The organism is Pseudomonas sp. H1_D05 (genome assembly GCF_054682705.1).
On the sequence record NZ_CP162825.1, the window covers coordinates 153862 to 174761 of the forward strand.

21 protein-coding genes are annotated in these 20900 nt (G+C 60.7%); 9 read left to right on the forward strand and 12 right to left on the reverse strand.

Annotated features, from left to right (window positions below; genetic code table 11):
* Nucleotides 1-16 precede the first annotated feature (16 nt).
* From AB4O11_RS00775 to AB4O11_RS00805, 7 genes are all read right to left on the reverse strand, one after another.
* Nucleotides 17-559, reverse strand: a complete 543-nt coding sequence (locus AB4O11_RS00775) for a DUF2058 domain-containing protein (RefSeq protein ID WP_016987455.1) — start codon at nucleotides 557-559, stop codon at nucleotides 17-19.
* 25 nt (nucleotides 560-584) lie between these two features.
* Entirely contained in the window at nucleotides 585-1418 is an 834-nt protein-coding gene (gene mazG / locus AB4O11_RS00780; protein WP_460111582.1) for a nucleoside triphosphate pyrophosphohydrolase, read from the reverse strand.
* A gap of 154 nt (nucleotides 1419-1572) precedes the next feature.
* Complete coding sequence (gene relA, locus AB4O11_RS00785; protein ID WP_077574114.1) at nucleotides 1573-3816, reverse strand: GTP diphosphokinase; 2244 nt, start codon at nucleotides 3814-3816, stop codon at nucleotides 1573-1575.
* A gap of 101 nt (nucleotides 3817-3917) precedes the next feature.
* The gene (gene rlmD / locus AB4O11_RS00790; RefSeq protein ID WP_093442221.1) at nucleotides 3918-5294 is read right to left on the reverse strand and encodes a 23S rRNA (uracil(1939)-C(5))-methyltransferase RlmD; all 1377 of its coding nucleotides are present in this window, start codon (nucleotides 5292-5294) and stop codon (nucleotides 3918-3920) included.
* Nucleotides 5294-6196 (reverse strand): cysteine synthase CysM, encoded by a 903-nt coding sequence (cysM, locus tag AB4O11_RS00795; protein ID WP_175559687.1) that lies wholly within the window; start codon nucleotides 6194-6196, stop codon nucleotides 5294-5296. The genes rlmD and cysM overlap by 1 nt, the downstream gene beginning before the upstream one ends.
* A 236-nt stretch (nucleotides 6197-6432) precedes the next feature.
* Complete coding sequence (locus AB4O11_RS00800; protein ID WP_460129820.1) at nucleotides 6433-7857, reverse strand: histidine kinase sensor domain-containing protein; 1425 nt, start codon at nucleotides 7855-7857, stop codon at nucleotides 6433-6435.
* Complete coding sequence (locus AB4O11_RS00805; protein ID WP_460129823.1) at nucleotides 7844-8566, reverse strand: response regulator transcription factor; 723 nt, start codon at nucleotides 8564-8566, stop codon at nucleotides 7844-7846. Before AB4O11_RS00805 ends, AB4O11_RS00800 begins: the two co-directional genes overlap by 14 nt.
* A gap of 219 nt (nucleotides 8567-8785) precedes the next feature.
* On the opposite strand from AB4O11_RS00805, the gene AB4O11_RS00810 reads away from it, so the two are divergent.
* Complete coding sequence (locus AB4O11_RS00810) at nucleotides 8786-11539, forward strand: response regulator (RefSeq protein WP_093442290.1); 2754 nt, start codon at nucleotides 8786-8788, stop codon at nucleotides 11537-11539.
* Nucleotides 11540-11621: 82 nt separating this feature from the next.
* A complete protein-coding gene (locus AB4O11_RS00815; protein ID WP_460129825.1) occupies nucleotides 11622-12611 on the forward strand; it encodes a 2-hydroxyacid dehydrogenase in 990 nt (329 codons plus the stop codon).
* A gap of 12 nt (nucleotides 12612-12623) precedes the next feature.
* Here AB4O11_RS00815 and AB4O11_RS00820 read toward each other — a convergent pair whose 3' ends face one another.
* On the reverse strand, nucleotides 12624-13082 hold the full coding sequence (locus AB4O11_RS00820; protein ID WP_460091939.1) for a hypothetical protein: 459 nt from the start codon (nucleotides 13080-13082) through the stop codon (nucleotides 12624-12626).
* A 133-nt stretch (nucleotides 13083-13215) separates the two neighbouring features.
* Between AB4O11_RS00820 and AB4O11_RS00825 the strand changes: the two genes are divergently transcribed.
* The gene (locus AB4O11_RS00825; protein ID WP_460129827.1) at nucleotides 13216-13650 is read left to right on the forward strand and encodes a hypothetical protein; all 435 of its coding nucleotides are present in this window, start codon (nucleotides 13216-13218) and stop codon (nucleotides 13648-13650) included.
* A complete protein-coding gene (locus AB4O11_RS00830) occupies nucleotides 13650-14054 on the forward strand; it encodes an META domain-containing protein (RefSeq protein WP_093442194.1) in 405 nt (134 codons plus the stop codon). The genes AB4O11_RS00825 and AB4O11_RS00830 overlap by 1 nt, the downstream gene beginning before the upstream one ends.
* A gap of 260 nt (nucleotides 14055-14314) precedes the next feature.
* On the opposite strand, the gene AB4O11_RS00835 is transcribed toward AB4O11_RS00830, so the two are convergent.
* Nucleotides 14315-14782: a TlpA disulfide reductase family protein gene (locus AB4O11_RS00835; protein ID WP_007917494.1), complete on the reverse strand. Its 468-nt coding sequence runs from the start codon at nucleotides 14780-14782 to the stop codon at nucleotides 14315-14317.
* A gap of 113 nt (nucleotides 14783-14895) precedes the next feature.
* Here AB4O11_RS00835 and arsC point away from each other — a divergent pair, with 113 nt between their 5' ends.
* Genes arsC through AB4O11_RS00850 form a run of 3 tightly spaced genes read left to right on the forward strand, consistent with a single transcriptional unit; the run spans nucleotide 14896 to nucleotide 16269 of the window.
* Nucleotides 14896-15249, forward strand: coding sequence for an arsenate reductase (glutaredoxin) (arsC, locus tag AB4O11_RS00840; protein WP_093442189.1), 354 nt, complete (start codon nucleotides 14896-14898; stop codon nucleotides 15247-15249).
* Nucleotides 15246-15842 (forward strand): NAD(P)H:quinone oxidoreductase, encoded by a 597-nt coding sequence (gene wrbA / locus AB4O11_RS00845; RefSeq protein ID WP_460129830.1) that lies wholly within the window; start codon nucleotides 15246-15248, stop codon nucleotides 15840-15842. The genes arsC and wrbA overlap by 4 nt, the downstream gene beginning before the upstream one ends.
* A 1-nt stretch (nucleotide 15843) precedes the next feature.
* Nucleotides 15844-16269 (forward strand): DUF2069 domain-containing protein, encoded by a 426-nt coding sequence (locus AB4O11_RS00850; protein ID WP_460091940.1) that lies wholly within the window; start codon nucleotides 15844-15846, stop codon nucleotides 16267-16269.
* A gap of 98 nt (nucleotides 16270-16367) precedes the next feature.
* Here AB4O11_RS00850 and AB4O11_RS00855 read toward each other — a convergent pair whose 3' ends face one another.
* Both AB4O11_RS00855 and ttcA read right to left on the reverse strand, forming a co-directional pair.
* Nucleotides 16368-17042, reverse strand: coding sequence for a DNA-3-methyladenine glycosylase I (locus AB4O11_RS00855; RefSeq protein WP_460129833.1), 675 nt, complete (start codon nucleotides 17040-17042; stop codon nucleotides 16368-16370).
* Between the two features lie 150 nt (nucleotides 17043-17192).
* Complete coding sequence (gene ttcA, locus AB4O11_RS00860) at nucleotides 17193-18017, reverse strand: tRNA 2-thiocytidine(32) synthetase TtcA (RefSeq protein WP_093442168.1); 825 nt, start codon at nucleotides 18015-18017, stop codon at nucleotides 17193-17195.
* A 288-nt stretch (nucleotides 18018-18305) separates the two neighbouring features.
* On the opposite strand from ttcA, the gene AB4O11_RS00865 reads away from it, so the two are divergent.
* Entirely contained in the window at nucleotides 18306-18908 is a 603-nt protein-coding gene (locus AB4O11_RS00865; protein ID WP_007917515.1) for a Yip1 family protein, read from the forward strand.
* Between the two features lie 127 nt (nucleotides 18909-19035).
* Nucleotides 19036-19530, forward strand: coding sequence for a SprT family zinc-dependent metalloprotease (locus AB4O11_RS00870; protein WP_093442163.1), 495 nt, complete (start codon nucleotides 19036-19038; stop codon nucleotides 19528-19530).
* A 108-nt stretch (nucleotides 19531-19638) separates the two neighbouring features.
* Here AB4O11_RS00870 and AB4O11_RS00875 read toward each other — a convergent pair whose 3' ends face one another.
* Nucleotides 19639-20820 (reverse strand): CaiB/BaiF CoA transferase family protein, encoded by a 1182-nt coding sequence (locus AB4O11_RS00875; protein ID WP_460129835.1) that lies wholly within the window; start codon nucleotides 20818-20820, stop codon nucleotides 19639-19641.
* Between the last annotated feature and the right edge of the window lie 80 nt (nucleotides 20821-20900).

Here is a 20900-nt window from a genome sequence, read left to right on the forward strand (position 1 = left end):
TTACAGCTTTATCGATTTACCACATCAGGTCATCAGGGATCTGATACGCCGCGTACGGATCGTCCTCGGTGCTGACCTCTTCGGTCTGCACGTTGAGCTGGACGATGCGCTGTGGATCGCGCTCCTGGATCTTCAGGGCCGCTTCACGCGGGATCACTTCGTAGCCGCCGGCATGGTGCACGATCGCCAGCGAACCGCTGCTGAGCTTGTTGCGCATCAGTGTGTTGACCGAGATACGCTTGACCTTCTTGTCATCGACGAAGTTGTAATAGTCCTCGGTGGTCAGCTTCGGCAGACGCGAGACTTCGATCAGTTGTTTGACCTGAGCGGCACGCGCCTTGGCTTCGGCTTTCTCTTTCTGCTGACGGTTCAGCTCCTGGTCACGCTTGACCTTCTCGGCCATGGCTTCCTGGGCGGCACGCTGCTGCGAGTCATCCAGTTCGATCTGACCTTTGTGCGCCAGACGTTGCTGCTTTTGCTTGTCCTTGCTGACCTGCTTGGCCTGCTTTTGGTTGACCAGGCCTGCTTTGAGCAACTGGTCGCGAAGGGAAATACTCATGGTGCTTACTCACTTGGGCAGTGGCTCAGCCGCAGCCGGGCAAATTCTTTTCCTGACGTTTGGCTTCACCCCACAGGGCGTCCAACTCTTCGAGGGTGCAATCTTCTATGGGACGGTGGGTGTCGCGCAATGCCTGTTCGATAAATCGGAAACGTCTTTCGAACTTGCCGTTGGCGCCACGCAGCGCAGTTTCCGGGTCGACCTTCAGATGCCGGGCCAGGTTGACCACGGAAAACAGCAGATCGCCGATCTCGTCAGCCACGGCGACGGGATCGTTTTCGGACATGGCTTCGAGGACTTCATCGAGTTCTTCGCGCACCTTGTCGAGCACCGGCAAGGCGTCTGGCCAGTCGAAACCGACCTGGCCTGCGCGCTTCTGCAACTTGGCCGAACGCGACAATGCCGGCAACGTTGCCGGCACGTCATCGAGCAGTGACAGTTGCTCGGGCGCGGCAGATTTCTCGGCGCGCTCTTCGGCCTTGATCTCTTCCCAGCGTTGTTTGACCTGTTCTTCGCTCAAGCGCGGCACATCCAGCGGCGCGTACAGATCACCGGTGGGAAACACGTGCGGGTGACGACGGATCAGCTTGCGGGTGATGCTGTCGATCACCCCGGCAAATTCAAAGCGCCCTTCTTCCTTGGCCAACTGGCTGTAATACACCACCTGGAACAGCAGATCGCCCAGCTCGCCCTGCAAGTGATCGAAGTCGCCGCGCTCGATGGCGTCGGCCACTTCGTAGGCTTCTTCGAGGGTGTGCGGAACGATGGTCGCGTAGGTTTGCTTGATGTCCCACGGGCAACCGTACTGCGGATCGCGCAGCCGGCTCATGAGGTGGAGCAGGTCTTCAAGGCTGTACATACAAAATCTCACTCAACCCTTTCTGCGATCTTGATCGTTCCCACGCTCTGCGTGGGAATGCAGCCCGTGACGCTCCGCGTCACTGGACGCAGAGCGTCCCTAGAGGCATTCCCACGCGGAGCGTGGGAACGATCAACTCCTACATTGGTCATCTTCAAGGGGTACGGTTACGCCGCGTTTCGATGATGTTCGGCAACTGCGAAATCCGCCCGAGCAACCGCCCCAGCGCATCCAGCCCCGGGATCTCGATCGTCAGGGACATCAGCGCGGTGTTGTCTTCCTTGTTCGAGCGGGTGTTGACCGCCAGCACGTTGATGCGCTCGTTGAGCAATACCTGCGAGACGTCACGCAGCAGACCGGAACGGTCGTAGGCGCGGATAACGATGTCCACCGGATAGGTGAGCACCGGCACAGGGCCCCAACTGACCTGGATGATCCGCTCCGGCTCGCGCCCACCCAGTTGCAGCACCGAGGCGCAGTCCTGACGGTGAATGCTCACGCCACGACCCTGGGTGATGTAACCGACGATCGCATCGCCCGGCAGCGGCTGGCAGCAACCGGCCATCTGCGTCATCAGGTTGCCGACGCCCTGAATCTGAATGTCGCCGCGCTTGCCCGGTTTGTAACCGGTGGCTTTGCGTGGAATCAGTTCCAGCTGCTCGTTGCCGCGCTCCGGTTCGACCAGTTGCTGCGCGAGGTTGACCAGTTGCGCCAGACGCAGGTCGCCGGCACCGAGGGCGGCAAACATGTCTTCGGCGGTTTTCATGTTGGCCTTGTCGGCCAGCTTGTCGAAGTCCACCGCAGGCAGACCGAGGCGCGTCAGTTCGCGCTCGATCAGGGTTTTACCGGCGGCAACGTTCTGGTCGCGCGCCTGCAATTTGAACCAGTGAACGATCTTCGCCCGCGCCCGCGAGGTAGTGACGTAACCGAGGTTCGAGTTCAGCCAGTCGCGGCTCGGCGTACCGTGCTTGCTGGTGATGATCTCGACCTGCTCACCGGTCTGCAGGCTGTAGTTGAGCGGCACGATGCGCCCGTTGATCTTCGCGCCACGGCAGTTGTGGCCGATCTCGGTGTGCACGCGATAAGCGAAGTCCAGCGGCGTCGCGCCTTTCGGCAGGTCGATGGCGTGGCCATCGGGGGTGAAGATGTAGACCCGATCCGGCTCGATATCGACACGCAGCTGTTCGGCCAGACCACCGATATCGCCCAGTTCTTCGTGCCACTCGAGGACCTGACGCAGCCAGGAGATTTTCTCTTCGTAGTGGTTCGAGCCGGATTTGACGTCGGTGCCCTTGTAGCGCCAGTGCGCGCAGACACCGAGTTCGGCCTCTTCGTGCATCGAGTGCGTACGGATCTGCACCTCGAGCACTTTACCCTCAGGGCCGATCACCGCCGTGTGCAGCGAGCGGTAGCCGTTCTCTTTCGGGTTGGCGATGTAGTCGTCGAATTCTTTCGGGATGTGCCGCCACAAGGTGTGGACGATGCCGAGCGCGGTGTAGCAGTCGCGCATTTCCGGGACCAGCACGCGCACCGCACGCACGTCGTAGATCTGGCTGAATTCCAGACCCTTGCGCTGCATTTTGCGCCAGATCGAATAGATGTGTTTGGCCCGGCCGCTGATGTCGGCATCGACGCCGGTGGCCTGCAATTCATCCTTGAGTTGGGTCATCACATCGGCGATGAAACGCTCACGGTCCAGCCGTCGCTCGTGGAGCAACTTGGCAATCTGCTTGTATTGATCCGGCTCGAGATAACGGAAGGACAAGTCCTCCAGTTCCCATTTGATATGACCGATGCCGAGGCGGTGCGCGAGCGGCGCATAAATGTCGAAGACTTCGCGGGCGACGCGGTTACGCTTTTCGTCGTCGGCGGTTTTCACCGCACGAATGGCGCAGGTGCGTTCGGCGAGTTTGATCAGGGCAACGCGAACGTCATCGACCATCGCCACCAGCATCTTGCGCAGGTTTTCCACCTGCCCTTGCGTGCCCATGACCATCGACTGACGCGGGCTGAGGCTGGCACTGATGGCGGCCATGCGCTGCACGCCGTCGATCAGCTTGGCCACCACCGGACCGAAGCGCTGGCCGACAGCCGCGAGTTCGATCTGGCCTTCACGCACGCCGCGATACAGGACCGCTGCGACCAGCGAATCCTGATCGAGCTTGAGGTCGGCGAGAATCTCGGCGATTTCCAGGCCCGTACTGAAACTGCCGGAGCCTTCGGCCCACAGATTCTTCCTGGCATTGGACTGTTGTTCGGCCTCGCGAGCGAACTCGCAGGCTTCTTTCAAGGCTTCGCGATCCAGTGCCAGATCGACACTGACCGCGTGATCGAGCCAAGCCTCGAGATTGATACTGCCGTCAGTGTTGATCGGCTGGTGTGCTCTCACCTGTACCATCTTGCTTTACCTTCCCTACGACGCAGATTCAATGCGTCAAATCGCTGACCCTTGTTGCCCGTTTGCGCTCGCGGGGCTAAAGCGAGAGCTGCACGGACAGATCAGGCGGATTCAGACGAGCCATCCTGGCTCGCTTCAAATAACGCCATGGCCTCGACATGTGCCGTCTGAGGAAACATATCGAGAATCCCGGCACGTTTTAACCGGTAGCCCTGCTTGATCAATTCGACCGTATCGCGCGCCAGAGTTGCAGGGTTGCACGACACATACACCAACCGTTTGGCACCCAGGGTCGCCAGCTTGCGAACCACCTCGAAAGCACCGTCACGCGGTGGGTCCAAGAGTACCGCAGAAAAGCCGTTTCCGATCCACTGGGCATCGGTCAAAGGCTGGGATAAATCGGCTTGAAAAAACTTTGTGTTATGCAAATTGTTACTAGCCGCATTGGCTTCAGCGCGATCAACCATGGTCTGCACGCCTTCGACCGCCACCACTTCCCGAACGGTTTTGGCCAGCGGCAAGGCAAAGTTGCCCAGGCCGCAGAACAGATCCAGCACGCGCTCGTCGCTACCGGGTTTCAGCCAGTCCAGCGCTTGCGCAACCATGGCTTCGTTGACGCCGGCGTTGACCTGGATGAAGTCACCCGGGCGGTACGCCAGATCCAGATCCCACTGTTCCAGGCGATAGCCCAGCGCCTGGGTCGCATCGACCGGTTGCGGCTCGCCTTCGCCATGCAGCCATAATTGCGCTTCATGGAACTGGCAGAACTCCTTGAGGATGGTCAGATCCGCTTCCGACAACGGCGCCATGTGCCGCAGCAGCACCGCCAGTGACGAGCCACTGAACAACTCGACATGGCCCAGTGCCTGCGGTTTGCTCAAACGACGAAGCATCTCCGGCAAACGGGTCATGATCGGTTGCAAGGGCTGTACCAGCACCGGGCATTCGTTGATCGCGACGATGTCCTGGCTGCCGGCGGCACGGAAACCGACCTCGAGTTTCTTCGCCTTCATGTCCCAACGCACCGCGATGCGGGCACGACGGCGATAGCCAAATTCGGGACCGGTCAGCGGCGCTGCCCACGCGTCAGGTTCGACACCGGCGACACGCGACAATTGCTCGGCGAGCATGCGCTGTTTCAGGGCAAGCTGTTCGCTGTGGGGCAAGTGCTGGACGCTGCAACCGCCGCAACGACCGGCGTGCTGACACGGTGCCGGGCGACGCAGTTCGCTGGCCTTGAACACGCGCTCGGTGCGCGCCTCGACCACTTTGCCGTGGGCGCCGAGCACCCGCGCTTCGACCTCTTCGCCGGCGAGGGCGCCGAGGACGAACCAGGTTTTGCCTTCGAAAAACGCAATACCGCGACCATCATTGGCCAGGCGCTCAATGGTCAAGCGCTGCTTTTTGCCGGTCGGAATTTGCGCGGCCTTGCTCCCGCCCGTGGGCTGGAAGCGCAGGCCTCTCTCGTGCTTGGCCATCAGTTAGGCGCGTCGAAAATGCCGGTCGACAGGTAACGGTCGCCACGGTCGCAGATGATCGCGACGATCACCGCGTTTTCAACTTCTTGGGACAGGCGCAGCATCGCTGCCACTGCACCGCCCGAGGACACGCCGCAGAAGATACCTTCTTCGCGGGCCAGACGACGGGTCACGTCCTCGGCCTCGCTTTGCGCCATGTCGACGATACGGTCGACGCGGTCGGCCTGATAAATTTTCGGCAGGTATTCCTGCGGCCAGCGGCGGATGCCGGGAATGGCCGAGCCTTCCATCGGTTGCAGACCGACGATCTGCACGCTGTCGCTCTGCTCTTTCAAGTAGCGCGACACGCCCATGATGGTGCCGGTGGTGCCCATCGAACTGACGAAATGGGTGATAGTGCCCTGGGTCTGACGCCAGATTTCCGGACCCGTGGTGGTGTAGTGCGCCTCAGGATTGTCGCCATTGGCGAACTGATCGAGCACCTTGCCACGGCCTTCGGCTTCCATGCGCTGCGCAAGGTCGCGGGCGCCTTCCATGCCTTCTTCCTGGCTGACCAGAATCAGCTCGGCACCGTACGCGGTCATCGCCGCTTTACGCTCGGCGCTGGAGTTGTCCGGCATGATCAGGATCATCTTGTAACCCTTGATCGCAGCGGCCATGGCCAGCGCGATCCCGGTGTTACCCGAGGTCGCTTCGATCAGCGTATCGCCGGCGTGGATCTGCCCGCGCAACTCGGCGCGAGTGATCATCGACAACGCCGGACGGTCCTTGACCGAACCTGCCGGGTTATTCCCTTCGAGCTTGAGCAATAGGGTGTTGCTGGTAGCACCGGGCAGGCGCTGCAAACGCACCAGCGGCGTGTTGCCGACGCAATCGGCGATGGTTGGGTACTGCAAGGTCATGGCGTATTCGCAATCCAGACGTGCGGGGGCGCCTATCATACCGGCAAACCCGCACATGCCATATCACGCAAAGTGCGGTGCTTATGGTTTATGGGAATAAGGGATTGAAAGTCGCACCAGTGGTGCGACTTTTGCGGTGGGTCATCTTAATTGGCGGTGATGCGTATGGCCTCTTCGCGAGCAGGCTCGCTCCCACAGGGAGTAGTGTCAGCAGTGATGACACTATTAACTGTTGTTCACACAATCTGCGGCGAACCCAGTTCCAATGTGGGAGCGAGCCTGCTCGCGAATGCGTCAGGCGACGCGAAATCACCCTCAGCGACCAAGCGCAAATTCAACCGCAACCCCGCCCCGCTATTCTCCGCCCAAATCCTTCCGCCCTGACGCTGCACGGCATTGCGCGCGATGCTCAGCCCCAAGCCAAACCCACCATCACCGGGCCGCGAGCCGTCGAGCCGAGTGAACGGTGAGAAGATCCGTTCCAGATCCCCTTCCGCTACGCCGCCGCCCTGATCTTCCAGCCACAGGTGCCAGTAATCGCCATCGCGCCGTCCATCGAGTCGCACGATCCCACCCGGCGGCGAATGCCGAATGGCGTTGCGCAAAATGTTCTCCAAAGCCTGCGCCAGGGTATTCAGGTTGCCACGCACCCAGCACGACGCTTCGACCGAACACTGCAACTGCAGACTCGGCCAGCCGCTTTCATAACAGGCGTTATCGGTGAGCATTTCCCACAGCGCCTGGATCTGAATCGCCTCGTCGGGCAATGGCGAGCGCTCGGTATCGAGCCAGGCCAGTTGCAGGGTGTCTTCGACCAAGCGTTGCATACCGTCGACTTCACGACCGATGCGCTCGCGCAGTTGCACCAGGCCTTGTTCGCTTTCACTGGCCACGCGCAAGCGGCTCAGCGGCGTGCGCAATTCATGGGACAGATCGCGGAGCAATTGCTGTTGCAGGGCGACGGTGGATTGCAGGCGCTCGGACATGGAGTCGAACGCTCGCGCCAGCTCGCCGAGTTCATCTGGGCGCTGGGTGATACCGCTCGACAGCCGCACATTCAATTGGTCGGCGCGCCAGGCGTTGGCCTGTTCGCGCAGGTTGTTCAGGGGCACGACCAGCAAGCGGTACAGACCGACACACAGCAATAACGTGAACAACCCGGGAATCACGCCGTTGGTGATGACGCGCCAGAACACCCGGTACTTACCCGGAACAAATCGTTCGGGCAATTCGATCACCAGGCTGCCGGCAGACGGCTCTTTGGGGAAAGGAATGCGCAACCACGGCCGGCCTTTCTTGTGGATCGGCCAGTCGAGCCCGCGCAAGAAGGTCAGGTGCTGAATTTCCTGATCATTCAGCGGATCATTGCTCAGCGACTGTAAGTTGCCACCGATCACACCGACCCAACTGGCTTCGCGCAACTCCATGCTCTGCAACCAGTCATCGACCCCGCTGCGGCCGCCGTGCTGCCAGGCCTGTTCCGCTTGCGCGGCGTAACGCGTCAGAGTGCCACGCGCGTCGTCGGAGAGGAACTGGTTGCGCTCCTCCATATAACGTCCCCACGACCAGCTCAGCCAGATCATCAGCAGACAAAATGCGACCAGCAGAAACGCCAGTTTCCAGAACAGTGAATGCCGCCCCGGCAGTTCAGAGCGTTTCATCGGCGGCGCTCAGAACGTAACCCTTGCCCCAGACTGTACGCACTTCCCGCTCGGTGTAACCGATGGCTTTCAGTTTGCGGCGGATCTGGCTGATGTGCATGTCGAGGCTGCGATCGTGGGCCGCGTAGCCGCGCTGCAAAACGTGCTGATAAAGGAAGGCTTTGCTCAGCACTTCCTCTTCGTTGCGATTGAGGGTTTCGAGCAAACGGAATTCGCTGCGGGTCAGCCCGGCGGGTTGTTCGCGGAAAAACACATCGCACTGCTGGTCATCGAATCGCAGCGTACCGACCGCCACTGGCGCCGCCAGCGCTGCCGGGCGCCGATCCAGCGCGACCCGGCGCAGGATCGCTTCGATGCGCACATGCAACTCGGCCATGCTGAACGGCTTGGGCAAATAGTCATCGGCGCCCAGACGGAAACCGCTGATGCGATCCGCCTCGGCGCCGAGGGCCGACATCAGCAGTACCGGTGTCGAATGGCTCTGGCGCAATTGCGTTAACACCTGCAAACCGTCCAGGCCCGGCAAGAGGATATCCATCAGCACCACGTCGAACGGCTGGCGCGTGGCGATGCTCAGGCCCTCCTGGCCGTTCTGGCACCACGTCACCTGAAAGCCGATGCGGCCCAGATGTTCGTGAACATAGGCGCCGAGTACCGGATCGTCTTCGATGGAGAGAATGCGTGGCTGGCCAGCGGAAACAGGAGTCATGAGTATCTGCAAGTAATTCTCAGTTGAAACTGATTATTCAAGATTGCCGGGCATCGGGCAACTCAAGGTTGACCGAGCTGACCAACGAGCAGCGACGCCCTGCCCCGACGCGAGCGCATTTTTCCGGAGATTGCCCGCGAGCAAATCGCTACACTGCGCCAATGTCGCGTGCCGGATGCACGCATGAGTCAACAGATCAGCGGGATGCAGGAGATAGGCGTGCTCAAGAAACTGGGAATCAAAGGTCGCGTGTTATTGCTGACCTTGTTGCCGACCAGCCTGATGGCGCTGGTGCTGGGTGGTTATTTCACCTGGACGCAGCAGGCCGACTTGCAGACCCAATTGATGCAGCGCGGCGAAATGATTGCCGAGCAACTGGCGCCGCTGGTGGCACCCGCCATGGGCCATGGCAACAGCGAATTGCTGGAGCGCATCGCCACGCAATCCCTTGAACAGCCGGACGTGCGCGCGGTGACCTTCCTCGCCCCGGACCGCTCGCCGCTGGCGCATGCCGGCCCGACCATGCTCAATCAGGCACCCAGCGGCGACAGCGCGCATTTGCAACGGCGCAGCGGCAATGACGCGACGCGTTACCTGATGCCGGTGTTCGGCAAACATCGCAACCTCGCCGGCGAACTGATCCCGGAAGAATCCGAGCGACTGCTTGGCTGGGTCGAACTGGAGCTGTCGCACAACGGTATGTTGCTGCGCGGTTATCGCAGCCTGTTTGCCAGTCTGCTGCTGATTGCCGCGGGCCTGGCGGGGGCCGCCCTGCTGGCATTGCGCATGGGCCGTACCATCAACCGGCCGCTGAGCCAGATCAAACAAGCCGTCGCGCAACTCAAGGATGGCCATCTGGAAACGCGTTTGCCGCCACTGGGCAGCCAAGAGCTGGATGAACTGGCCTCCGGGATCAATCGCATGGCCGGTACCTTGCAAAACGCCCGCGAAGAACTGCAACACAGTGTCGATCAGGCCACCGAAGACGTGCGCCAGAATCTGGAAACCATCGAGATCCAGAACATCGAACTGGACCTGGCGCGCAAAGAAGCGCTGGAGGCGAGCCGGATCAAATCCGAATTCCTCGCCAACATGAGCCACGAAATCCGCACGCCGCTAAACGGCATTCTCGGCTTCACGCATCTGTTGCAGAAAAGCGAACTGACCCCGCGCCAGCTCGATTATCTGGGCACCATCGAAAAGTCTGCCGACAGCCTGCTGGGGATCATCAACGAGATCCTCGACTTCTCGAAAATCGAGGCTGGCAAACTGGTACTCGACCATATTCCGTTCAACCTGCGCGATCTGTTGCAGGACACCCTGACCATCCTCGCCCCTGCCGCACACGCCAAGCAATTGGAGCTGGTCAGCCTGGTCTACCGTGACACGCCGCTGTCGCTGGTCGGTGACCCGTTACGCCTGAAGCAGATCCTCACCAACCTGGTCAGCAACGCGATCAAGTTCACCCGCGAAGGCACCATCGTTGCCCGCGCGATGCTTGAAGATGAGCACGAGGACAGCGTGCAGTTGCGCATCAGCATTCAGGACACCGGCATCGGCCTGTCGAATCAGGACGTGCGCGCGTTGTTCCAGGCCTTCAGTCAGGCCGACAACTCGCTGTCGCGGCAACCGGGCGGCACCGGCCTGGGGCTGGTGATTTCCAAGCGTCTGATTGAGCAGATGGGTGGTGAAATCGGCGTCGACAGCACACCGGGCGAAGGCTCGGAATTCTGGATCAGCCTGAGCCTGCCGAAAACCCGTGACGACGCCGAAGACTTGCCGGCCGCGCCGCTACTCGGGCGCCGCGTGGCGGTATTGGAAAGTCATGAACTGGCGCGTCAGGCCTTGCAACATCAACTGGAAGATTGCGGCCTCGATGTCACGCCGTTCAATACATTGGAAACCTTGACCAATGGCGTCACCGGCGCGCACCAGACCGATCAGGCGATTGATCTGGCGGTCATTGGCATCACCAGCAACGACATGCTGCCCGAGCGTTTGAATCAGCACATCTGGGACCTCGAACATCTGGGCTGCAAAGTGCTGGTGCTGTGCCCGACCACCGAACAGACGCTGTTCCATCTGTCGGTGCCGAACCCGCACAGTCAGTTGCAAGCCAAGCCGGCCTGCACGCGCAAACTGCGTCGCGCGCTGGCCGATCTGGTCAACCCGCGCCAGCCGCGCAATGAGCCGGGGGAACCGCTGTCGAGCCGCGCGCCGAAAGTGCTCTGTGTCGACGACAACCCGGCCAACCTGTTGCTGGTGCAAACCCTGCTCGAAGACATGGGCGCCAAGGTGCTCGCGGTGGAAAGCGGCTACGCGGCGGTCAAAGCCGTACAAAGCGAGTCCTTCGATCTGGTGTTGATGGACGTGCAGATGCCGGGCATGGACGGCCGCCAGAGCACCGAAACCATTCGCCAGTGGGAAAGCGAGCGGCACTGCACGCCGCTGCCGATCGTCGCCCTCACCGCCCACGCCATGGCCAACGAAAAACGCGCGTTGCTGCAAAGCGGCATGGATGACTACCTGACCAAACCGATCAGTGAGCGGCAACTGGCGCAGGTGGTGCTGAAGTGGACCGGCCTGGCCTTGCGCAATCAAGGGCCGGAGCGGATCAGCGACAGTGCGGCGGGCAATAATGAACTGCCGGTGCTCGATCACGAGGAAGGTTTGCGCCTGGCCGCCGGCAAGGCTGATCTGGCGGCAGACATGCTGGCCATGTTGCTCGCCTCACTGGAAGCCGACCGCGAGGCCATCCGCGCGGCGTGCGAAAACCGCGACCAGAATGCATTGATCGAACGCGTCCATCGCCTGCACGGTGCCACCCGTTATTGCGGCGTACCGCAATTGCGCGCGGCCTGCCAGCGCAGCGAAACCCTGCTCAAGCAGGACGACCCCAAGGCCGTGGCAGCGCTGGAAGAACTGGAGCGCGCGATCAACCGGCTCGCGGCACAAGCGAAGATCAGCGCCTGATCCACGGCAATGCCGGCCAACACCGGCAGCGCTAAAGTGGGTTCGGGTGATTCAATCCGTGTCGATGTTCCAGGAGGATTTCATGCGCACGCTCGTTTTCAGTAGCCAGACCTATGACCGTGACAGCTTTCTCGCCACCGCTTGCCCGACAGGTATCGAACTGCATTTTCAAGCGGCCCGGCTCAGCCTCGATACGGCAGCGCTGGCCGATAGACATGAAGTGGTCTGTGCGTTCATCAATGATGATCTCAGCGCTTCCGTGCTGGAGCGCCTGGCTGCGGGCGGCACGCGTCTGATTGCCCTGCGCTCGGCGGGCTACAACCATGTCGATCTGGCCGCAGCGAAACGTCTCGGACTGGCCGTGGTGCGCGTGCCGGCCTACTCGCCGCATGCAGTGGCCGAACACGCCGTGGCGCTGATCCTGGCCCTCAACCGTCGCCTGCACCGTGCCTATAACCGCACCCGTGAAGGCGATTTCAGCCTGCATGGCCTGACCGGTTTCGACCTGGTCGGCAAAACCGTGGGGATTGTCGGCACCGGACAGATCGGCGCCACATTCGCGAAAATCATGCACGGTTTCGGTTGTGAGCTACTGGCTTACGATCCCTTCCCCAACCCTGATGTTCTGGCGTTGGGTGCGCGTTACCTGAGCCTGCCGGAACTGCTCGCGCAGTCGCGGATCATCAGCCTGCACTGTCCGCTCAACGAGCAAAGCAAACACCTGATCAACCGCGACTCACTGGCGCACATGCAGGCCGGCGCCATGCTTATCAATACCGGCCGTGGTGGGCTGGTCGACACACCGGCACTGATCGATGCCTTGAAGGACGGCCAACTCGGCTATCTGGGGCTGGATGTCTATGAGGAAGAGGCACAACTGTTTTTCGAGGATCGCTCCGACCTGCCTTTGCAGGACGATGTGCTGGCGCGATTGCTGACCTTTCCCAACGTGATCATCACCGCGCATCAGGCCTTTCTGACCCGCGAAGCACTGGGCGCCATTGCCGCAACCACCCTGCACAACATCGCGACCTGGGCGGCGGGAACGCCACAGAACCAGGTCGAGGGCTGAGATTTTTTGCGCTTATTTCGGTGAAAGCGAAGACGCCAGAATCAGCAGCGCCAGCCAGCCGAAACCAAAAAAGCGCTGTTTCATCGAGTGGCCGTAGCGCAGCAGGAACCAGACGAAAACCATCGGCAGCAGGAAGATCATGATTTTCAGCCAACCTTCCACCGGACGACTGCCATCGGCATTGGCCTGCTCAGTGGCCGGTTGCTCGGTTGGCTGCTGGCGTCGACGCCGCGCGGCGGCCGGCATGACTTTCGGTAAAGGTTGCGGTTCAGGCGCTGGTGCAGTGACTTCGGGCACAGCCTTGTTACGCGGCAGACTGCCAAAAGAAATCGTCGAAGGCTGAGCCGGGGCCTCAGCTGCCTGCGCCTGGGCGTGAGCGGTTTGCTCCGCCATCGGAGCTCCACAATGAATGCAGGCCGAGGCTTCGGAGCTGATGCTCTTTTTGCATTCATAACATTCGATCAGCGCCATGTTCCGTTCCTTCAGATTCGAGGCCGGCAGTTTGCCATGAGTGTCGCGGTATTTGAACCGGATCGAAGGTCGCACGCACGCATCATTCTGCAATCAACCCCGTGCTAGCATGTCGCGCATATTTGGAGGACCCATGGTCGAACACGATTTCCGCTACACCCTCATGAACCCGCAACACACCCTCACCGAATGCCGCGCCCTCATTCCGGGCCGCTATCAGGTCACCGGCAATGGTGGCTCGATTCGCATCGGTGACGCGCTGTTGGTCACCCTCAAAGGCAGCAAGGACTTGTCCATGCGCCTGACCGTTGAAACCGTCCGCCATCTGATCAACCCGCCGGGCCAATGGACCGCGATGACCACTGGCCCGGTGTTCGGCGAACTGGCGATCCACACCTGGCAGGTCAATTGCGACAGCTGCGCCAAAGAGCTGAGCTTCGAATTTGCCGTGGACGCCAAACTCGGCAAGGCCGCCGAGAAACCGGCGGCCACCGCGCGCATCGCCGAGCTGGGCTGGAAAGCCGTGGGCGACAAGCACCTGTGCCCGAAATGCCAGGAGCCTGCGTGATGAAACGGCTTGCCCTGACCGCTATGGTCGGTGTGGGTCTGGTGGGTTGCGCGGCAGAGCCTGTGCAACTGCAACAGAACCGCAGCTACATTCTGGAGTGGATCGGCGAGCGCCCGCTGATGGATTACAGCCATCTGACCGTGACCCTGGGCGATGATGGCCGCGCCTACGGCAACGGTGGCTGCAACCATTGGTTTGCGCCGTATACGCTGGACGGCGACAAGCTGACCTTCGGCAAGATCGGCAAGACCCGCAAACTCTGTGCACCGGCGTTGATGGAGCAGGAACAACGCTTCCTGCAGGCGCTGGAACACGTCGAGCGCTGGGACATCTCGCCGATCGAGCAGATGCGCTTCTGGCCGGCTGAAGGCAAGCCGTTGCGTTGGTGGTTGGAAGAAGGCTAAAAAGCCCTCACCCTAGCCCTCTCCCAGGGGGAGAGGGGACTGAATGGGGGATATTGGAGAGCTACGCCGACCTGAAAGGCCTATGCCGAATCCATAATCGACCGGATTTTGCTTTGGCGACCCCATAATCGACCTGATCTTGCCTTGGCGAATCTACAATCGACTCGATCTCTCAGGTCGATGTACCTGGCCAGACACCTCGGTCGGCTCCCTCTCCCTCTGGGAGAGGGCTGGGGTGAGGGTTGCTCTTTAGCGGCAACTCACTTGGTTGCCTGCAACGCCTCCAGCTTCGCCATCACCCCCGCCGCCGTCTGCTCGCCCATCAACTGCTCACGCACCTTGCCCTTGTTGTCGATGATGTACGTCACCGGCAATGCTTCACTGCGCGGCAACTCAAACAACTCCGCCGGATCCTGCGCCAGCACGGTGAACTTGATGCCCAGTTTTTCACTGGCGTCTTTCAGCTCCACACCTTGCACATTGTCAAAGTTGACCCCGAACACGCCGACGTTCTTGCTCTTCAGCTCGTCAGCCAGATGGTTGAGCTCCGGGATCTCGGTGCGGCACGGGCCGCACCATTCGGCCCAGTAGTTGAGCACCACCCATTGCTTGTCGAGACGTTCGGACGCGACCTTCTGACCGTTCTGGTCGATCCCGTAATCATTGCCGCAGCCCCCCAGCATCAACGCCCCGATTATCGTCAATGCCGCTGCCAATCGCCGTGTCATGTCGTGTTCCTTGTGAAAATTTGAAGGCGCCTGCGACCCATTGCCTCCGAAGGTTCTGGATTGCGCGCTGCACAGTTAGAATAGCCGCCACTTTACGCCAGAAGCGACCCGCCATGACCGATCTGACGCTTTATCACAATCCGCGCTGCTCGAAATCCCGCGGCGCGCTGGAACTTCTTGAAGCCCGCGGCCTGACCCCGAACGTCGTGCGGTACCTCGAAACCCCGCTGAATGCAGCGCAAATCAAGGCCCTGCTCGGCAAGCTCGGGATCAGCGCACGTCAGTTGCTGCGCACCGGGGAAGATGAATACAAAATGCTTCAACTGGCTGACGAAAGCCTCAGCGAAGCGCAATTGATCGACGCTATTGCCCAGCATCCAAAACTGATGGAGCGACCGATTCTCGAGGTTGGCGACAAAGCGGTGATCGGTCGCCCACCCGAGAATATCCTGGAGTTGCTGCCGTGAGCGCGCCGTACATTCTGGTGCTGTATTACAGCCGCAACGGCTCGACCAACGAGATGGCCCGGCAGATTGCCCGCGGCGTCGAGCAGGCTGGCCTCGAAGCGCGCCTGCGCACCGTGCCGGCAATCTCCACCGAGTGCGAAGCCGTGGCCCCGGCCATCCCGGACGAAGGCGCGCTGTACGCAACGCTGGATGATTTGAAGAACTGCGCCGGTCTCGCCCTCGGTAGCCCGACGCGTTTCGGCAACATGGCTGCGCCACTGAAGTACTTCCTCGACGGCACCAGCAACCTGTGGCTGACCGGCGCCCTCGTCGGCAAACCGGCTGGCGTGTTCACCTCCACCGCCAGCCTGCACGGCGGTCAGGAAACCACCCTGCTGTCGATGATGTTGCCGCTGCTGCACCACGGCATGCTAATCACCGGCTTGCCGTACAGCGAGTCGGCGCTGCTGGAAACCCGTGGTGGCGGCACGCCTTACGGTGCCAGTCATCACGCCGGAGCGGACGGCAAAAAAGGCCTTGATCAACACGAAGTGGCGCTGTGCCGTGCGTTGGGTCTGCGGCTGGCCAAAACCGCTCAGAAACTGGTGGGCTGAGATGGCGAAGAAGCCGAAGATTCTGCCGAGTGTCGAGTGGCTTGAGCCACGGGTGAAGGCAATGCGGGTGCTCAGCCTGCTGAGCTTTTTCGCCCTCGCCGGTCTGCTCGCGGCCTACTATCTGCTGTTCGCCGACCTGCACGGCGCGCGGCCATGGGTGATTCTGCTGGTCGAGTTGATCCCGTGGATCGTCCTCGCCCCGGCGATGATCATGGGCAGCGCCCGTGGGCATTCGTGGATGTGCTTTGTGGTGAATCTGTATTTCATCAAAGGCGCACTGGCGGCGTATGACCCGAGTCGACAGTGGTTTGGGGTGCTGGAGATGATCGCGAGCCTGGCGGTGTTCTGCTCGGCGCTGTTGTATGTGCGGTGGCGGTATCAGTTGAATCGTAAACTGGCTGGCGAGGGCGAGATCAGCGTCGCCTGACGAATAGCTATCGCGAGCAGGCTCACTCCTACAGGGGATCTGTGGCGTTCACAAATCCCTGTAGGAGCGAGCCTGTTCGCGAATGGGGCGACGCGGTCTTAATGGTTGACGGTGTACGCGAGCATCATCGAAATCTGGCTCATGGCCCGCCCGCCACTCTGTTCGTGCCACTGGTTGAACACATCTTGCACGATCGCCAGATCGCGCAGACTGGTCGGCACCTTGTCGACGATCTTCTGTGCATTCAGCGCCGCAACCACGTCGTAGCTCGGCACGAACGTATCCTTGCCGACCATGCGCAAAAAGCGTGGCGCCGACAGCCCGCCCAATTGATGGCCGTGCTTTTTCAGGTACGTCCACAGGCCGACGATATCGGTCACCGGCCAGTCGGCGATCAACGCGCCAAAACTGCCCTTGTCTTTCTCGACATCGAGGATGAACTGCGCATTGCGCGGCACGCTCTTGAGCTTGCCCAGGTGACGGATAATCCGCGCATCCTGCATCAGGCGTTCAAGATGTTCGGCGCTCATCAGCACGACTTTTTCCGGGTCGAACTTGAAGAACACTTCTTCGAAAGCCGGCCACTTGGCGTCGACCAGACTGTGTTTGAGGCCGGCGCGAAATACGCGCAGGGCCATGGTCGAGAGGTAGCGGTCGTCGCTGATCTTGCGCAGTTGCGCCGGAGTCTTGGGAACGGGCAGATGGGCTTCCAGTTCAGCCGCCGAACCGAAGCGGTTCAGACAGTATTCGTACAGCCACTTGTAATCGCGCATGCCCTCTCCTGGGAATTGAAAATGAAATTCTACCTTTGAACACAAAACACTGTGGGAGCGAGCTTGCTCGCGAAAGCGGCATGTCATTCAACATTGATGCCGGCTGACACGACGCCTTCGCGAGCAAGCTCGCTCCCACAGGGAATGGGTTTACAGGTTAACGACGTTGACGAAGCGCGAAGCCGCGGTCTCGTCGATCTTCAGGCTGGTGAAGTCGAACAGGTTGCGGTCGGCCAGTTGCGACGGAATCACGTTCTGCAGGCTGCGGAAGATGCTTTCGGTACGGCCCGGGGTCTTGCGTTCCCAGTCCTGAAGCATTTCCTTGACTACCTGACGCTGCAGGTTTTCCTGCGAACCGCAGAGGTTGCACGGGATGATCGGGAATTCCTTGAAGTCCGAGTACGCCTGAATGTCTTTCTCGTTGCAGTAGGCCAGCGGACGAATCACCACGTTGCGGCCGTCATCGGCGCGCAGCTTCGGCGGCATGGCCTTGAGGCTGCCGTTGAAGAACATGTTGAGGAAGAACGTCTCGACGATGTCGTCACGGTGGTGACCGAGAGCCATTTTCGTCGCGCCGATCTCATCGGCAAAGGTGTACAGCGTGCCGCGACGCAGGCGCGAGCACAGCGAGCAAGTGGTCTTGCCTTCCGGGATCAGTTCCTTGACCACCGAGTAGGTGTCTTTCTCGACGATGTGGTACTCGACGCCCAGCTCTTTCAGATAGGCCGGCAGCACATGCTCGGGGAAGCCCGGCTGCTTCTGGTCCATGTTCACCGCAACGATCTCGAACTTGATCGGGGCAACCTTTTGCAGGTGCAGCAGCACGTCGAGCATGGTGTAGCTGTCTTTGCCGCCGGACAGGCAGACCATGACCTTGTCGCCATCTTCAATCATGTTGAAATCGGCGACCGCTTCGCCGGCCAGACGGCGCAGGCGCTTTTGCAGTTTGTTCTGGTTGACCGTAAGAGTGCCCATGACGCGAAATCCGTGAGGTGTGACGAAAGGCCGGCATTTTACGCAAAAACCCCGGGGTTGTGGGCACAGGTTGTCGCGGCCAGCCGACGGCGCGTTAACAGACCCCGAGGCGATTACCCGCCCTGTTTACAGCGCGATTTGCTCTAAGCCCCTAATACCTGTGCGGGTAAGACCTTTCTATACTGCGACATAAGGTCGCACACATCTGAAGACCTGAATTTGCTCGGCCACCTTGGCCCGTAGGCGCTCCGTTGGGGGGCGATGGCAATAACAAGAGGAGTGACTGGCATGATCCATCACGTAGTGGGACTTTTTACCCACCCCGATCAGGAATGGAAGGAAATCCGTGGCGACCAAGAGGAAAGCATCAGCCACATGTACCTCACTCACACGCTGATTCTGGCGGCGATCCCCGCTGTCTCGGCGTTTATCGGTACTACACAAGTCGGCTGGGTGATCGGCAACCGCGCGCCGGTGATGCTCACCGTCGAAAGCGCGATCTGGATGACGGTCATGTCGTATCTGGCCATGCTCGGTGGGGTCGCGGTCATGGGTGCTTTTGTGCACTGGATGGCCCGCACCTATGACGCCAATCCGAGCCTGGCCCGTTGCGTGGCGTTTGCCACTTACACCGCAACACCGTTGTTTGTCGGCGGCCTGGCGGCGCTGTATCCGCATATGTGGCTGGGGATGATCGTCGGCACGGCGGCCATCTGCTACACGGTGTATCTGTTGTATGTGGGGCTGCCGACGTTCATGAACATTCCGTCGGACGAAGGTTTTCTGTTCTCGAGCTCGGTGCTGGCGGTGGGTCTGGTGGTGCTGGTCGCCATCATGGCGTTTACCGTGATCGTCTGGGGGCTGGGCGTGGGGCCCGTCTATACCAACTGACTCGATAAGCCAATCAGAGGCCGCCGCAAGGCGGCCTTGTCGTTTGCGCGATGACCATTCGGCAGCTTGGCGATTCGCAAGTGCACAGGGTTGCGGCATACTCGACGCCTCTGGAGATCCATCAAGCATGCCCGAGCAACTCAATACCCGCGTCGAAGACTGTTACCAACTCGCTGAATCCTTTTTCAAACGCTCTTTCCCACGCCCTGTCGTCAGCCTCAAGCTGCGCGGGCAAAAAGCCGGTGTCGCGCATCTGCACGAGAACCTGCTGCGCTTCAATCCTCAGCTGTACCGGGAAAACACCGAACATTTCCTCAAGCAGACCGTGGCCCACGAAGTCGCGCACCTGATCGCCCATCAGTTGTTTGGCGAGCGTATCCAGCCGCATGGCGAGGAATGGCAACTGATCATGCGCGGTGTTTACGAACTGCCGCCGGATCGCTGCCACACCTATGCAATCAAGCGCCGCAGCGTGACCCGCTATATCTACAAATGCCCGTGCGCAGAAAGCGATTTCCCGTTCTCGGCGCAGCGCCATAGTCTGGTGCGGCAGGGGCGGCGTTACCTGTGTCGCCGATGCCGGAACACGTTGGTGTTCAGTGGTGAGATGCGCGTCGAATAGTCAGTTTTTTATTGCCTGTTCTGGCCTCTTCGCGAGCAAGCTCGCTCCCACCGTGGAATGCATTCTCCTGTGGGAGCGAGCTTGCTCGCGAAAGGGTCGGTACAGGCACTAAAGAATCACTTTGGATGAACGAAATTCGGCAATCCGCTCAGCACTAAACCCCAACTCGCCCAACACCTGATCCGTATGCTGCCCCAACGCCGCGCCAACATGCCGCGGCGCCGGCAACGCCTCGGAAAATTTCAACGGGCAGGCCATCTGCGCCTGCGTCGAGCCATCCCCACGCGGCACCTGCGTCACCAGTTTCCGCGCCTGCAATTGTGGGTGGCGCACCGCCTCACCCAGACTCAACACCGGCTCGACGCACGCATCGATCCCGGCAAACATCTCGCACAGCTCGGCAAAGTCATGTTTTTCGAACTCGACCGTCAGCGCGTATTTCAACGCCCGCTGCTGTTCAGGCTTGGGCGACAGGCCCTGCGCGGCCAACTCCGACCGCCCCAGCGCCGCACACAATTGCTGCATGAACCCCGGTTCCAGACTGCCCACCGACATCCAGCGTCCATCGCGAGAACGGTAATAATCGTAGAAGCTGCCGCCGTTGAGCATCTGCTCTTCCCACTCTGGCTCTTCGCCGCAAGCCAGATAGCCGGCACCGGCCATGGCATTCAGGCTGAACGCGCAGTCAGTCATGCTCACATCCAGGTGCGTGCCCTGCCCCGATTGCTGACGGGCAATCACTGCCGCGAGCAAGCCGATCACCCCGTGCAGCGAACCACCCGCCACGTCCGCCACTTGCATGCCCAGCGGCAACGGCCCGCTATCGGCACGGCCGGTGTAACTGGCAAGGCCGGCCAGCGCCAGGTAGTTAATGTCATGCCCGGCGCGATCCTTGTACGGCCCGGTCTGGCCGTAACCGGTGATCGACACGTAAATCAGCTTCGGGTTGATCGCCTTCAGCGCCTCATAACCCAGGCCCAGGCGCTCCATCACACCGGGGCGAAACTGCTCGAGGACGATGTCGTAATCGCTCAGCAGCTGCTTGATCACTTCCAGCGCCTCGGGTTGTTTCAGATCCAGGGCCAGGCTGCGCTTGTTGCGATTGAGGTAGGCGTGACTGGCCGATACTCCGCCATCATGCGGCGGCAATACCCGCAGCAGATCCAGGCGCGTCGGCGACTCGATGCGCAGCACTTCAGCGCCCATGTCCGCCAGCAACAGCGAGGCGAACGGCCCCGGCAGCAATGTCGAGAAATCGAGAATCTTCAGTGAGGCCAGCGGTGCGGACATGGGTGAACTCCTTGGGCGATGCACTCAGCCTAGGCAGCGATGCCGTGTACGGCAATCACCGCAAATGTCAGCGGGTGTGA

Coding starts and splice junctions, on each gene's coding strand:
- AB4O11_RS00850 (WP_460091940.1), top strand. CDS start 15,844: ATGGCGAAGAAGCCGAAGATTCTGCCGAGTGTCGAGTGGCTTGAGCCA.
- AB4O11_RS00775 (WP_016987455.1), bottom strand. CDS start 559: ATGAGTATTTCCCTTCGCGACCAGTTGCTCAAAGCAGGCCTGGTCAAC.
- AB4O11_RS00800 (WP_460129820.1), bottom strand. CDS start 7,857: ATGAAACGCTCTGAACTGCCGGGGCGGCATTCACTGTTCTGGAAACTG.
- AB4O11_RS00825 (WP_460129827.1), top strand. CDS start 13,216: ATGGTCGAACACGATTTCCGCTACACCCTCATGAACCCGCAACACACC.
- AB4O11_RS00815 (WP_460129825.1), top strand. CDS start 11,622: ATGCGCACGCTCGTTTTCAGTAGCCAGACCTATGACCGTGACAGCTTT.
- AB4O11_RS00855 (WP_460129833.1), bottom strand. CDS start 17,042: ATGCGCGATTACAAGTGGCTGTACGAATACTGTCTGAACCGCTTCGGT.
- AB4O11_RS00805 (WP_460129823.1), bottom strand. CDS start 8,566: ATGACTCCTGTTTCCGCTGGCCAGCCACGCATTCTCTCCATCGAAGAC.
- mazG (WP_460111582.1), bottom strand. CDS start 1,418: ATGTACAGCCTTGAAGACCTGCTCCACCTCATGAGCCGGCTGCGCGAT.
- AB4O11_RS00875 (WP_460129835.1), bottom strand. CDS start 20,820: ATGTCCGCACCGCTGGCCTCACTGAAGATTCTCGATTTCTCGACATTG.
- AB4O11_RS00870 (WP_093442163.1), top strand. CDS start 19,036: ATGCCCGAGCAACTCAATACCCGCGTCGAAGACTGTTACCAACTCGCT.
- rlmD (WP_093442221.1), bottom strand. CDS start 5,294: ATGGCCAAGCACGAGAGAGGCCTGCGCTTCCAGCCCACGGGCGGGAGC.
- AB4O11_RS00865 (WP_007917515.1), top strand. CDS start 18,306: ATGATCCATCACGTAGTGGGACTTTTTACCCACCCCGATCAGGAATGG.
- ttcA (WP_093442168.1), bottom strand. CDS start 18,017: ATGGGCACTCTTACGGTCAACCAGAACAAACTGCAAAAGCGCCTGCGC.
- cysM (WP_175559687.1), bottom strand. CDS start 6,196: ATGACCTTGCAGTACCCAACCATCGCCGATTGCGTCGGCAACACGCCG.
- relA (WP_077574114.1), bottom strand. CDS start 3,816: ATGGTACAGGTGAGAGCACACCAGCCGATCAACACTGACGGCAGTATC.
- AB4O11_RS00820 (WP_460091939.1), bottom strand. CDS start 13,082: ATGGCGCTGATCGAATGTTATGAATGCAAAAAGAGCATCAGCTCCGAA.
- arsC (WP_093442189.1), top strand. CDS start 14,896: ATGACCGATCTGACGCTTTATCACAATCCGCGCTGCTCGAAATCCCGC.
- AB4O11_RS00835 (WP_007917494.1), bottom strand. CDS start 14,782: ATGACACGGCGATTGGCAGCGGCATTGACGATAATCGGGGCGTTGATG.
- AB4O11_RS00830 (WP_093442194.1), top strand. CDS start 13,650: ATGAAACGGCTTGCCCTGACCGCTATGGTCGGTGTGGGTCTGGTGGGT.